Here is a 13,941-nt window from a genome sequence, read left to right as displayed (position 1 = left end):
GTCAATGCCGGGGCGCGTCTGTTTGGTGATTATCCCGGGAATTGGGGGCTGATCCGCTGGTTAGCGCAGGCGAAGGCGGAAAAGCTGGATGAAAGCCGTTATCGGCTGACATTTATGATGCCGGACGGTTTGCCGGTGACCTGGATATTACGCACAGAAATGGGCAGTGGGCCGCTGGCGTTATTGAAACTGCGGGAATTTACGTTGCCGAAAGCGATTTTTGTGGTGACGCCGGGTGATAGCACCAATATGCCGGCGACAGATAACGATGACTGGGAGGCAGAATAATGTTGCAACAACTCCTGGCAAGCTGCTTTTCCGGGCGGGATGCGCTTGCCGAAGCACGGGAAAGCATCGCACGGTGGGAAAATTGGCTGCTGCCCATCAGTGCCGGGGCACCTGTTGGTGATGATCCGGTCTATAACGACGATTTTCAGCATATGCGCGAAGAGGTCAATAAACTCAGTGGCATTGATACGGCCCTTATCTGTGAACTGGCGGAAAAGCTGCTGACCACCCAATGTAAAGATGTGCGTGTAGCTGCCTATTATGTGTGGGCGCGTCTACATCAGGATGGCGAACGTGGCCTGGCAGAAGGGCTGACGTTGTTAGCCGCATTAGCCGAACGTTTTGGTGAGGCGTTGCTGCCCTGCCGGGCGGACAGTCGTAAAGCGGCGTTCGAGTGGCTGACCGGCGTTAAAATTCAGGACAGTCTGTCACGTTATCCCGAGGTGGATCGGTCTGACTTTGAGCACATTCTGGTCGCATTGGCGTTGCTGGAACACGTCTTTGCGACCTGGGATGAAGACACCCGTCCAGCGCTTATCGGATTGGCGGGAACACTGGAAAATCGGTTGGCGCAATCGGGCGGCGTGGAGGCGGTCATCCCCCAAACGGCGGCACCAGTCCCCTCCTTTGCGATACAACCCCCTCCGACCGCATGGCGCCCGATACAATCCGGGCGCGATCTGTTGGATCAGGCCCGTGAATTGGCGCGTTATCTGCGCGATCAACCCCAGGGCTGGCTCTCTTCAGCCCGGCTGATGCGCAGTATCCGCTGGGATACCGTGCATCAGTTACCTCCACAGGATGTCACCGGGTTGACCCGGCTAGCCCCGCCCCGCACGGAGTATCGCGTTCAGCTAAAACGGCTCTATCGGCAACAGAATTGGCGTGAGCTGTTAGAACAGGCTGATCAGATATTTACGAAAAGCGTCAATCATTTCTGGCTGGATTTACAGTGGTACCTTTGTCAGGCGTTAAAACAATTGGGATGCCCCTATGACGGGTGGGCCGACATTGTTAAACAGGACTTGAGCAGCCTGCTTGAACGGCTGCCGGGGCTGGAGAGTATGGCTTATAACGACGGCACGCCCTTTGCCGATGAGGTGACCGCCGGCTGGATAGCCCAACAGGTTCACGCCAATCAGGCAGATTGGCAGTTTGAGCACAGGCCGATGCCATCCCGGCCTGATGATGACATTTTGTCCCTTGAGCCGGAGGCATTACAACTGGCGGACAGTGAAGGCATGGAGGCTGCGCTGCGTTGGTTGGAGCAACTGCCGGGGATAAAGGGGGTTCGCCACCGCTGGTTACAGCGCTTGCTGATGGCACGGGTGACTGAACAATGCGGCAAGCCTGACATGGCCCTGCATTTGTTGGCTGAATTGAATGCCAATGGGCCATTCAGTCTTGACGAATGGGAGCCGGAACTGATGTTTGAGGTCAAAGCGTGTCTGCTTAAGTTGTTGCGGATGAAAGCGCAACGCAGTGAACACGATAAAGCGAACATGGCACAACGCAGAGAGACATTGCTGGCTGAGTTAGTGGCGATTGATCCCATCAGGGCGGCGGTGTTGTGTAGCTGATTACCCCGGAACACGGCAGGGCAATCTTATCCCTGTTCGACCCGTTTTTACCCTCTCCACGATATTTATTCTGAACCCTTTATTTGAGGACAATCCAATGGATGATTTAATCCTGCGCTACTACGAGGCAGAAATGCGTTACCTGCGTGAAGCGGGCAAAGAGTTTGCAAAAGCCTATCCTGATCGAGCAGCCATGCTCAATCTGGACAGAGTCGGCACACGTGACCCCTATGTGGAACGTCTGTTTGAAGGCTTTGCCTTTCTGATGGGCCGCCTGCGCGAGAAGCTGGATGATGACTTGCCGGAGTTGACGGAAGGGCTGGTCAGTTTGTTGTGGCCGCATTACCTGCGCACGATCCCTTCACTGTCCATTGTGGAACTGGGCGCGGATTGGGCACAGTTGAAACAGCTGAAAAATCCGGTGCAGGTGAAAAAGGGCTTTGAGGTGCTTTCGCAACCGATCGGCCCACAACGGACCCGGTGTCGCTATACCACCACCCAGGCGGTTCAGTTGCTGCCGATGGCGCTGACTGACGCCGGCCTTAAGGCTGAACCGGATGGCCGTGCGGTCATTCGCTTGCATTTTGAGTGTGGAACTTTGGTGGACTGGCGCCAGATTGATTTGAGCCGTTTGCCACTGTATCTGAGTGCGGACAGTCCGCTGGCCTGTGCGTTACATCGGGCATTGACCCTTCAGACGCAACAGCTTTATTTACGCCTGCCCGGCCAGCCTGACCGCCAGCCGTTTGACGGAGGATTCTCGCCGCGGGGATTTGGCGATGAGGAAAGGCTGTGGCCGAAAGGGGAAAGTTCGTTCAGTGGTTATCAGCTGCTGCTGGAGTATTTTACCTTCCGCGAGAAATTCATGTTTGTCACGCTTTGTGGACTGGAAAAGCTGACTATTCCCGACCAAACGCCGTGGTTTGAGCTGGATGTGGTGCTGCGTGAAAGCTGGCCTGGTGAGTGGCCGTTTTCTGCGGAGCATATCCGTTTGCATTGCGCCCCGGTGATTAATCTGTTTCCGCTGGAATCCGATCCGTTGCCGCTGTCGCCGTTGAAAACGGAGTATTTGCTGCACCCGATGCGCATTCAGGACGGGCATACCGAGATTTATTCGGTGGATGCGGTGGTCTCCTCGAAACGCAGTGAGCACCAGTCGTATGTGCCCTTCAGTAGTTTCCGCCACAAAGGCGGTATGCTGCGCCATGACGCGCCGGAGCGTTATTACCATACCCGGGTGAAACGGGGAGTGTCAGGTTTGTACGACACTTGGCTTATTCTGGGTGGGGAGGAGGTTGATAACGGTGAATCTCATGAAGCAGAAAATCTGTCACTCACCCTGACCGGCACCAATGGGCAACTGCCCCGCCGGGCATTGCAGGAGACGCTGCTGGATACAGCGGTTTCTCCCCCGTTGGCGGGACTGACCGTGCGTAATCTGTGTGAACCGACATTGCCGTGTTATCCGCCAAACCGGGATCGCTTTCACTGGCGGGTGCTCAGTCATCTCGGCTCCAATTTCCTCAGTCTGATGGATAACCCGGAAGTGTTGCGCGGTACGCTGGCGCTGTATGACTGGACTGACGATGACATGAACGCGCGCCGTCTGGCGGCCATTGTGGCGGTGAAACATGGGCTGATCGAGCGGTTTGAACAGGGGTGCCTGCAACGGGGAGTGCATATTGAAGTCACGCTGGACAGCAACGGCTTTTCAGGGGCCGGGGATATCTGTCTGTTCGGGGAGATGCTCAGTCGCTTTTTTGCCTTGTACACCGATATCCATCTATTTAACCGGCTGACGCTGATCTTACAACCCACAGGAGAACGTTTGTTATGGCAAGAGAAACACAGTCAGTGCATTCCCGGCTAATATCCGTACTGAAAGCCGATATTTCGACGCTCAATTTCTATCAGTTCTGTCAGGCCATTGAGCGCACGGTCCCGGATCGGCAACCCCTGGGCAGTACGGATAATCCCGCCGATGACGTGATACGTTTCCGGCCCCATCCGGGGATGGGGTTCCCTATCGGTGAACTGAAAACGATGGAAACGGACAGTCGCCATCCGGATCGTCCACCGACGGCCAGAACTACCTTTATGGGGCTGTACGGCGTGGATTCCCCGTTGCCGACCGCTTACCTGAATGATATCGCTCAACACCGGGAAGGGCATGACGCGGTTGAAGCCTTTCTGGATATGTTTAATCACCGGATATTCACCCAGTTTTACCGTATCTGGCGTAAATACTCCTACCCGGCGACGTTTGCCTCCGGGGGCAGCGACCAGACATCTCAGTGTTTACTGGGGCTGATTGGCCTGGGTATCCCAGGCAGTCAGCAGCAGATTACTACGCCCGCATCCCGATTTCTGGCATTGCTCAGTGTCATGCGTCTGCCAACCCGGACAGCGGAAGGGGTATCGGCGCTGGTGACGTTGCTGGCGCCGCAGACCCGTGTCGTGGTGACGCCATCCTGCCCGCGGCAAATCCATCTGATGCAACCGGCCGGTTTTTCAGATTCGCAGCCGATTTCCCTGTCGCAACGTACCGTGCTGGGCAGGATCGGCACGGATATCAACAGCCAGTTATTGCTGGCGTTGCATACGGATTGCCCGGAGGAAGCGCGGGGCTGGCTGCCGGGCGGGCAATTGCAGACGGATTTACTCGTGTTGTTGCGCGTTTATCTGGGCTGGCGGTACCGGGCCCGGCTGCAATTGACCCTTCAGACCCGAATATTACCGGTGCCGGTGTTGGGCAGCGATAAGCCTGTTCAACTGGGGCTGACCGGGGTGTTAGGGCTGAAGGCTGAAGATAATCGGGGAGCGGTACCTGACAAAATGACGGTGGATCTGGGGGATTATCAGGGGATACCGCCGGACAGTCATCAAAACACAGGAGGACACAATGTTAACTATGCCTTTATATAAAGCCGTGCCGATGATAGCGGCAATAACCTTACTGCTGACCGGTTGCGGTCTGACTCAAACGGTAACGGAGGGCACGGTATCCGTTACGCATGCCCTTTTTCATCGACAGGTGAAAACATTGCGGCTGGATTTTACGCCCCGGGCAACGGTCAACACGGATAGCGGGGAAAATGTTGCCCTGTCCGTCCCTACATTGGTCCGGATTTATCAGCTGCGGGATAACAACGCGTTAGAAAAGGCGGATTATGCGGATTTGCTGGAGAACGGCGACCGGGTACTCGGCGCCGATTGTCTGGCAAGCGGGGAGGTGGTGGTAAAACCCGGGGGACATGCCGCTCTCAATATGCCGATGGCGGCACAAGCGAAATATGTCGCGGTGGTGGGGCTGTTCAGACGTCCCAATTTAGCCGGGGCGACCTGGCGCACCCTCATCAGGCGCAATGCGCTGTTACCGGACAAGCCCCGCACCATTGAGTTGAATGCCGGTGGCCTGACTCTGTTGCCTGAAAAGGAGTGAGTTGATGAAAAAGAAAATTGACAAGCCTTCCCTGCATGAATGCCTTTTCGGCAACTTTAGCGGTGGTTTAGATTTGCATCAGGTCAGCGAAGAAAACCAGGTGATTTTGTCGGTACTGGACAATATGCAGTGTATCCTCAATTGCCGGGCGGGTTCACTGACTCATCTGCCGGGTTATGGCCTGCCTGATCTCAACACTATCCTGCAAGGGTTACCCGAGTCGTCACAGCGCTTGATCTCGACGATTGAACACACGCTGTTGACCTATGAACCCCGCCTGAAGCAGGTCAGTGTCACGTTATTGCCGGAGATCGAACCAGCGCGTTTGCGTTATCACATCAACGCCGAACTGAAAGGGGTGGGGCGGGTGCATTTTGGCACCGAATTTATCCCGGAAGGGAAAGTCTTGATCCGCCATCTGCGCCAGCAAGGGCGGATAGATTAATCTTTGATGAGGCTATTTTGCCGCCGCTGTCTGTAGTCGGGAGGAGGTTGAGCGGTGTCCCGGACTGTTGCACGCATTTGCGGTGTCCCGCCGCGTTAATCATTCTGACTTCAACAACAAATGTTGGTAAGAAAAGTGATGACTGAAAATACTGTTTATACCGGGGGCGACCCCCGTACACGACCTGAATTCTGTGCATTAAAAGCAGAAATGAGCAAACTGAGCCATCCGGCACGGCCCGATGTGGACTGGGCCAGAGTTGAACAGCTTTGTTTGACGCTATTTCGATTGAATGGTGTAGAACTGCAAAGTGCCGCCTGGTATACACTGGCCCGGGCACAACGTGCCGGATTAGCGGGTATTCATGAAGGATTGGCACTGATTGAGGGGTTAGTGGCCCATCAATGGTCGCAATTCTGGCCTCAAGCGACACAGGCGCGGGTTAAAATTTTCGCCTGGCTGGTTGCACGGTTGCAGCAAACGTTGCGGGCTTATGTCTTCGCCTACATCGACTTGCCGCTGATTTACCGTACAGAAAAGACCCTTGAACAGTTGTGTGAAGGGTTGCAACGTCTGGAGCTGAAACATGTCAGCCAACTCGACAGCCTCCGCGTGCAGCTTCACAACAATGCCCGGCGCTTAGAGAGTTTGGCTCAGGAAAAGGGGGGGATGCCTGTCTCTGTTTCCTCAGCACAACCTGGGGGCAATGCTATTTTGACGCCTCCTGAACCTGCTCAGCCCCAACGGATATATATGGTGCGTGAAACTGCCGCCCGTGTACAACCTCAAGTCAACGTGGTCCGGGTTTTACCTATGCCCCGTTGGAAAGCCTGGCACGGTTTTGTTGCGGGTGTTGCGTTGTGCGTGTTAGCAGTGACCGGCGTCTGGGGGGTGAATGAAATGCGACAAGCACCGCCGTTGGTGCAGGCACTGCGGGCGACCACGCAACCTTTGCCGAGGACGTTGCCCCCAACGCAGCTTGCGGAGTTACGCCACCCGGACAACGCGGCGCTGTTAAATCAGTTGCAGGATGAAACGCTGGCAGCCAGTCGGGAGAGGCTGGCAAGTTTGGATGCGTTGCCTGCGTTGTGGCGATGGGAATACGGGGCGCAGTTATTACATCAACTGCAAACATTGTGGCCGGCTAGCCAAACGGTGCAGGAGATGGAGAAACAGTGGCAACAGCAACGTGAAGCCACAGCGTTGCCTGTCCCTGAATTGGAAAATTACCACCTGGCTCAATCGCGTCTGCAACGATTAGCGGCCCGCCTTGATGGGCTGGATGAAAGACGCGGTCGTTATCTCACCGGTTCTGAATTGAAATCGATGGTATTTGGCATTCAGCAACCGTTGATGAGGACACCGCCATTGGAAGAACTGCTGCGCCAATTGGCCGAACAACAAAAAAGCGGCACGGCCTCCCCGGCATTGCGCCAGCAAATTGATACCCGTTTCAATCAATTACTCAATCGCTATGCACTGCTCACGCAGTCTGTTATCCATTAGTCAATGAACTGTAAGGATTTTTGGAAAGAGATTCCCACTTCAAGAGATATGCCGTATCCACAGTATATGGCCGGGTTTACGTTGGAAAAACAGGGAACAGCTAATAGGGGTCATAAGAAGCCCCTACTCGAGTCACTGGTAACTTAGTGGGGGGCAAGTCATGGTAATTAGTAGAATGGTACGCTTATTCAGCGCCTAAAAAGCCCCTAAAGAGGGATTGAGTACAGAGAAAGTTTGTGCCCGGTGCAATGTTACTTATATGTTGATATCACGTCGAAAATTTTGCTCAATAATAACTTTGTATCTTCCAACGTCATCGTGTCTAGTTTTTGTTTGAGTTTATTAGCACCTGTGTATAAAGTTGAACTCGATGTATCTAAGCCTAGAATTAACCACTCAATTGACGTATTGCTGGCGTGTGCAAGTGCAGCCACTTTATCAATTGATGGGTAAGTTAAACCGTTTAAGTAGCTCCAGATTGCTGTTTCTGACAGACCACAACGTCGGGCAAATGTGGCGGTGGGTTCATCTTGCATGGCTTCACGTAAACGCTGACCGAAATGAGTGGTTCTATCATCAAGGATCCCCAAAATTAACCATTCTATTGACGTATTGCTGGCGTGTGCAAGTGCAGCTACTTTATCAATTGATGGGTAAGTTAAACCATCCAAATAGTTCCATATCGCTTTATCGGACAGACCACAGCGCCGAGCAAATTTGGCGGTGGGTTCATTTTGCATCGCTTCACGTAAACGTTGACCAAAATGGGTGACCCTGTCGTCAATGATCATGCGATCTGGTTTATTATTATTTTTACCTTTTTGAGTGGTTTTTTCTTCGTATGAATCTGTCATTGAGTAGTTTCTCGCAAATTTGAGAAAAAAAGTGGTTTTGGCTTTACATCTTCTTTTTTATTCAATATTGTCTACCTATAACTAGTCATTTATAGTTCTTATCAGAACACGTAAGCCTATCATGCCCATATAATATATGCGAGCAGGCAGGGTTGGTATTGCATAATTAAAAGATATTGGTGAAATTCCGTGCAAAAGTGTTATTTGTGAACAATCGGATAGACAGTGAAATTAGTTTACATGTGAAAATATAACCACATGTCACCATAATAAGAAGTTTCATTGTGAAATAATATCACCTTTTTATTTTATAAATAGAATAAAACCATCGTGTTTTTTGACGAACAAATTATTGTGACCTAATCTTTCCTTCAAAGAATATATTATTTAAGTAAGTAAGGATCTTCTATGTCAAATAAAAAAACCAATCAGCCGAATAATATCGATCCGCAATTAATTCATATGTGGGAAAAAAGTCATGAGCCTTGGGGAGCTAAAGATCTGCAATCAAAGTTTATCTATGCTAATCCGGCTTTCTATCAATTGCTCAACTTGTCTGAAGATTTTGATATTACCGGGCTTTCAGCGGGAGAATTACCCTCATCGACCGCAGAACATGAAGAAGAATTCTGTCGTCGGGATCAAAAAGTGATTCAGACTATGCAAACAGTTACGTCACTTGAAACTCACCTGTTTGGAAAAAATAACATCAAGCAAACCTACCGCTGTGATAAATATCCACTTTGTGATGAAAATGGTCACTGCATCGGTATCATTTTTCATATGTCCAAAGTTCAAAACTTTTCTACTGCTTACTACTATGAAAGAACTTCTCCGGTGGCGCTGGAATTCACACCGCCTAATGACATACTGACGCAAACTGAATGGGAAGTGCTCTTTTTGACCTTGCGCTCATTGGATGAAGAAGGCATCAGCAAAGAATTAATGATGAGTACAGAAGATGTTATTAGTCATATTCAGTCAATTTACCGAAAATTCAATTTGCCATTACATACAGAATTAAAAGATTTCTGTAAAGAAAATAACTTAGATCGTTATGTTCCTGAAAAGTTTGTTACTATTGGTAGTAGGGAATTATAAATTTATCACTAACATAACTGTACAATAGGATTTTACTATGAAAGACACTAATCAGATAACTATTTCATCGCAAATAGTCAATACTATGGGAATAAATAATGATCCATGGGGAGTCAAAGACAAAAACTCATGCTTCATTTATGGTAATCAGGCCTTAAAGTCTCTCAAAAATTTCTCAGACTCATTTGATTTTGAGGGGCTTTATGATGATGAACTCCCCTGGGATGGCGCTGAGTTTGCAAAGGAATTTATTGCACATGATAAAAAAGTGATGGAAAAAAATAAAAGAATATGTTCACTTGAGACTCATGTTTTTGGGAAAGAAAAAATTATGTCATCTTACTTTTTGGAAAAATTTCCAATATATGATGATAAAAATGAATGCATTGGGATCCTTTTTCATGCATGGAAAGCCCAGGATTTTTCATTGGCTCGTCTGTATCATGGAAAACTTCCTGCATCCATTATGTTTCAGCCGCCAACTGATTTATTTACGCAACGGGAGTGGGATGTTATTTTCCTCTCCTTGCATAAATACACCAGTAAACAAATCGCGCGGGTATTGAATATTTCCTATCGCACTGTTGAAACCCATATATTTCGGATATATAAAAAGATCGGCGTAAATTCCTGTTATCAGTTGGAAGAATATTGTCGCCTTAATGATTTTGATCTCTATGTACCGGAAAGATTTGTGCACCCAGAAAGCAGAATGTTTATTTAAACCTTAAATTAAGTGGAATTTTTATGAAGAAGAACTATGTGATATCGCCTCAGATTATCAACACAATGGAATTAAGCAATGAACCGTGGGGAATAAAAGATAGTTCTTCATGTTTTATTTACGGTAACTTAGCATTAAATTCTATTAAGAATTTCCCGGGCTCATTTGATTTTGAGGGGCTTTATGATGATGAACTCCCTTGGGATGGCGCTGAGTTTGCAAAGGAATTTATTGAACATGATAAAAAAGTGATGGAAAAAAATAAAAGAATATGTTCACTTGAAACTCATGTTTTTGGGAAAGAAAAATTTCTGTCATCTTACTTTTTGGAAAAATTTCCAATATATGATGATAAAAATGAATGTATTGGGCTCCTTTTTCATGCATGGAAAGCCAAAGACTATTCATTATCCTATCTATATAAATGTTATGATAAACTCCCTCCCTCCATTCTATTCCAACCACCGACAGATTTTTTTACTGAATGTGAATGGGATATTATTTTCCTTTTTTTACAGAAATACACAAAAAAGCAGATTGGAACAATATTGGATCTTAACTCTAGTACAATTGAAAACCATATAATCAGGATATATCATAAAATAAACATTAACTCCTGTCTTCAATTAGAAGAATACTGTCGAGCCAATAATTTTGATCGCTATGTGCCCGAAAAATTCTTACTATATTAGCGTTCTGTATTCTTTGGTTACTCTGTCTATCGTATTAACATGAAGTAATCTTATCTTGAATATCTAATTGACCGATGCAGAAGAAATATAACGCGTAATCCTTATCGATTATGTTTATTTTTGCCTTCTATTATACCGTATTTTCCATTATTTTTTATTTATGATAAATGGGGATCATTATTACCAGCAAAGACATACATTTATATATTAAATAATTTAATGAAACATAATGTTTTAAGGGCTGCTTATATATGAATCAATCGAGACGCAAAAATTTTCCTTTAATTACGCATCAGCTAACAAATATGTGGGATAGAAGCTCTGAACTGTGGTTTGTAAAAGATAGAGAATTCCGTTTAATTTATGCGAACAGGGCATTTATCAAAGTTAACAAACTCCCTAAAGATTTTGACGTTATTGGGCATTCTGAACAAGAATTATTGACGCCGTTTCATCATTTTGTCGATTTGTTTGAAGAACACGACCGTAAGGTCTTAACACAGATGCAGCGAATCTCATCCATAGGAATTTACCCTTTTGGAAAACGTGAACGATTTAGAGCTTATTTTTATAATAAATTTCCATTAATGGATGAAAATAATCAATGTATTGGTATCGCTTCCCATGCAAGAGAAATAGAATATTTTGCAATAGCTCATTATATTGAACATCATATATTTACCCCTGTTAAGCTTAAGCCACCAAATAATATATTAAGAACGAAAGAGTGGGTGGTTATTTTTCTATTTTGCTGCGGTCTCAGTAATAAAGATATAGCAGGCGAAATGGGTATTTCATGCCGTACTGTGGAGAAACATTTTGAATTTATCCATGAGAAACTTTCTGTTGGATCAGCTATGGAGTTAAGATTATTGTGCAAAGAAAATGGCTATGATCTTTATATTCCACCAAGATATAATAAACTTATTGGCTATTTCTTATTAAATTAGCATTACGGTCGGACAATTTTTAGAGATTTGTATAGTAGTTACTCATTATCTAATGATTTATGTGATCATTAGATAATATTTTTATGGAATTATATGAACCTTCAATAAAGGATTATATTTATCTTTTCTTCGTTATATCTATATATTGTTATACTCGTGCTCACTGAAACTGCTTTATTTTCTCCAAAATTAGAGAAGGAGGTTACAATGGAAAGAATCGCAAAACTATTTAAAAATGGCCGGAATCAAGCGGTAAGATTACCCGTCGAATTTGAGTTTGACACAGACCGTGTATATATCCGTCGAGACGATAACGGTAATATTATCCTGTCAAAACAACCAGCCAAACCAGATAATTTAGAGCATTTTTTCAATTTACTTGAAAAGACAACTGTACCTTCAACATTTCTAGATGCTGATGAACGGCAATTACGCATTGAATAAAAGGTATTCGCAAAAAAGTGAAAGAAAGATCCATCATTATAAGAAAATATAATTCAAAGAAAACATTATATGATTGAGAATAATTCAATTGGTCAACATGCACAATATAATTGTAGGAAAATCTTTTTATTGAAAGTGACAGTCAGGTTAATTACCTACACTTTTAACCTTAGAAAACCGAATCTGAATTTACAGATCTTTGAAATCGTTATTCTTAAGTAGAATTTAATTTAAATAAATGATTTATTTTATCTCAAAATATAAAATCAAAAAAGAATTAATAAAAATTATAAAGAAATTTAGTTTATAAATTATCACATTTACAAATCAATATCAAAAACAACAGCATATAACCAAATGATTTATAAAATTTTTATGCCAATAATTTCCCAGCAATAAAATATAAATCGTTTTTTTTATTGCTGTCATTTGCATTTTAATTCTTTCTATGCCATATGTTAATTACATAGATAAAGACGTTAACCATATTCAATCAATGTGATTTCGTTGTTATTTGTGACTGTGATAGATAATTACAATGTCATACTTTTCTAAGAAACATTCAATATAGAGTAAAGATAAATTTACTTTTGGCACCTATTATACTAGCCAAAAATCTTTATTAATACGATAACGATAGAATTCTTAGATCTATAGAATCATTTCTCGATTTTCAGAAGAGAAAAGGAAAGATGATGAAATGGGTTCCGAATGTCATTCAATAGTCGAGAATATTAACGGATAAAACAAAAGTTCTTTTGCCACATTTAAGGGCCATAATTATGAAAACATTACCAACAATGAGAACCCCGGTGAAGCTACCATCAATGCCATCCGAAAGCACAGCCTCAAAAACGTATAAATCAGCAAACATGGCAAGATCCCATCTGGAAGGAGATCATCTTATTTTTGCTGACAGAGACGGGTTTAACCAAGCCCTCCGACAGGGTTTTTTCCTCCTGAAAGCTCCATCATATATGGATTTTGAGTACGGAGATCGATTTGCATACCACTTCTTTGAACCCGCTACAGAAGGTGACCTCCTTCCCTATACGGGATTCAAATCATGCACTTTTTCCACTGATTACGAAGGTTATTTCGACAGAAAACATGATCAATGGGAAAATTTCTACATCGAACGAAAACACTGGAGCCTCATTCCATCCGAAGTCGCTACACTGGGCCAACACATGGCGCACGCAGGGATATGTATACTGCGCTCAGTGTTAAATCATGTTGGTATTCCTCGTAGTGACTGGGAATTAGTCACGGAGGGCCTTTCAGAAGGGCTAGGACATCAGATGTTAGGGTTTAATCACTACCGCTCAGAGAAAGCAGCCCAAGGCTCCAAGTTTCATCGCGATTTAGGATGGGTGACAGTCCTAAGAACGACTGAGCGCGGCCTTTTGGCCTATATAGATGATGAGCTTTTGACTATCGATCCGGTTCCAGGCTACCTGATAATTAACTTTGGCAGCTCAATGGAAATACTGACAGAAGATTTAGAGATAAGTGTTCGGGCCAATGTACATGGTGTTGTTCGCACAGAACGGAATGGGCAGCGTGACAGGATGTCATATGTGATGCTTTTAGACAACAATCTGTCCGGTAATATCTACAAATATTCCCCCCAAGGCCCAATCAGAGTTCAATCCGTCAAAGAATTTACAGCCCAGGAAACAGGTCGGGTATACAATGGCAATGATCGTACTTTGTAGATATTTTACACATAATCAATTTGAGGAGTGATAATATAAATAATAGATATAAATGAGCATGGTCAAAATAAAAAATACAGGTATGACAAAGATCTGGCCCTGGCCCTTGAAACAAGCTTTGAAGAATTTCTGAATAAAGTTCTTCATAATACGTATGAACAACATACTCAAGGGCTTTATTAACTCATATTAAAGAA

The 13,941-nt window shown here is 45.5% G+C and carries 14 protein-coding genes; 13 read left to right on the top strand and 1 reads right to left on the bottom strand.

The features are described 5' to 3' along the window. The 7 genes from LGZ99_RS19810 to LGZ99_RS19780 form a co-directional block, all read left to right on the top strand. The coding region (locus tag LGZ99_RS19810) for a type VI secretion IcmF C-terminal domain-containing protein (RefSeq protein ID WP_262979494.1) at positions 1–288 on the top strand (288 nt) is incomplete at its 5' end. Further along, positions 288–1,868 (top strand): type VI secretion system protein TssA, encoded by a 1,581-nt coding sequence (tssA, locus tag LGZ99_RS19805; protein ID WP_262979493.1) that lies wholly within the window; start codon positions 288–290, stop codon positions 1,866–1,868. The genes LGZ99_RS19810 and tssA, both read left to right, overlap by 1 nt. A 97-nt stretch (positions 1,869–1,965) precedes the next feature. Further along, the gene (gene tssF, locus LGZ99_RS19800; protein WP_262979492.1) at positions 1,966–3,738 is read left to right on the top strand and encodes a type VI secretion system baseplate subunit TssF; all 1,773 of its coding nucleotides are present in this window, start codon (positions 1,966–1,968) and stop codon (positions 3,736–3,738) included. Continuing rightward, positions 3,702–4,793 carry a type VI secretion system baseplate subunit TssG gene (tssG, locus tag LGZ99_RS19795; protein WP_262979491.1) on the top strand — a complete coding sequence of 364 codons (1,092 nt, stop codon included), beginning with the start codon at positions 3,702–3,704 and terminating at the stop codon, positions 4,791–4,793. The genes tssF and tssG overlap by 37 nt, the downstream gene beginning before the upstream one ends. Beyond that, positions 4,771–5,310 carry a type VI secretion system lipoprotein TssJ gene (gene tssJ / locus LGZ99_RS19790; RefSeq protein ID WP_262979490.1) on the top strand — a complete coding sequence of 180 codons (540 nt, stop codon included), beginning with the start codon at positions 4,771–4,773 and terminating at the stop codon, positions 5,308–5,310. Before tssG ends, tssJ begins: the two co-directional genes overlap by 23 nt. Positions 5,311–5,314: 4 nt before the next feature. Next, positions 5,315–5,755, top strand: coding sequence for a type VI secretion system baseplate subunit TssE (gene tssE, locus LGZ99_RS19785; protein ID WP_262979489.1), 441 nt, complete (start codon positions 5,315–5,317; stop codon positions 5,753–5,755). Positions 5,756–5,893: 138 nt separating this feature from the next. Next, positions 5,894–7,261, top strand: coding sequence for a VasL domain-containing protein (locus LGZ99_RS19780; RefSeq protein ID WP_262979488.1), 1,368 nt, complete (start codon positions 5,894–5,896; stop codon positions 7,259–7,261). 251 nt (positions 7,262–7,512) lie between these two features. On the opposite strand, the gene LGZ99_RS19775 is transcribed toward LGZ99_RS19780, so the two are convergent. Beyond that, positions 7,513–8,115: a helix-turn-helix domain-containing protein gene (locus tag LGZ99_RS19775; protein WP_036837920.1), complete on the bottom strand. Its 603-nt coding sequence runs from the start codon at positions 8,113–8,115 to the stop codon at positions 7,513–7,515. Positions 8,116–8,523: 408 nt separating this feature from the next. Between LGZ99_RS19775 and LGZ99_RS19770 the strand changes: the two genes are divergently transcribed. The 6 genes from LGZ99_RS19770 (at position 8,524) to LGZ99_RS19745 (ending at position 13,744) form a co-directional block, all read left to right on the top strand. Further along, entirely contained in the window at positions 8,524–9,216 is a 693-nt protein-coding gene (locus tag LGZ99_RS19770; protein ID WP_036837919.1) for a PAS domain-containing protein, read from the top strand. A gap of 37 nt (positions 9,217–9,253) precedes the next feature. Continuing rightward, positions 9,254–9,940, top strand: a complete 687-nt coding sequence (locus LGZ99_RS19765) for a helix-turn-helix transcriptional regulator (protein ID WP_262979487.1) — start codon at positions 9,254–9,256, stop codon at positions 9,938–9,940. Positions 9,941–9,963: 23 nt separating this feature from the next. Next, positions 9,964–10,632 (top strand): PAS domain-containing protein, encoded by a 669-nt coding sequence (locus tag LGZ99_RS19760; RefSeq protein ID WP_262979486.1) that lies wholly within the window; start codon positions 9,964–9,966, stop codon positions 10,630–10,632. A gap of 251 nt (positions 10,633–10,883) precedes the next feature. Continuing rightward, on the top strand, positions 10,884–11,582 hold the full coding sequence (locus LGZ99_RS19755; RefSeq protein WP_023046097.1) for a PAS domain-containing protein: 699 nt from the start codon (positions 10,884–10,886) through the stop codon (positions 11,580–11,582). Positions 11,583–11,789: 207 nt separating this feature from the next. Continuing rightward, entirely contained in the window at positions 11,790–12,026 is a 237-nt protein-coding gene (locus LGZ99_RS19750) for an antitoxin (protein ID WP_023046098.1), read from the top strand. Positions 12,027–12,808: 782 nt separating this feature from the next. Further along, complete coding sequence (locus tag LGZ99_RS19745) at positions 12,809–13,744, top strand: 2OG-Fe(II) oxygenase family protein (protein ID WP_262979485.1); 936 nt, start codon at positions 12,809–12,811, stop codon at positions 13,742–13,744. The last annotated feature ends 197 nt before the right edge of the window (positions 13,745–13,941 follow it).

The organism is Photorhabdus temperata (assembly GCF_025384845.1).
Taxonomy (GTDB): Bacteria; Pseudomonadota; Gammaproteobacteria; order Enterobacterales; family Enterobacteriaceae; genus Photorhabdus; species Photorhabdus temperata.
Note: the sequence above shows the minus strand (reverse complement) of the source record. Positions and strands in the feature narration are given on the sequence as shown.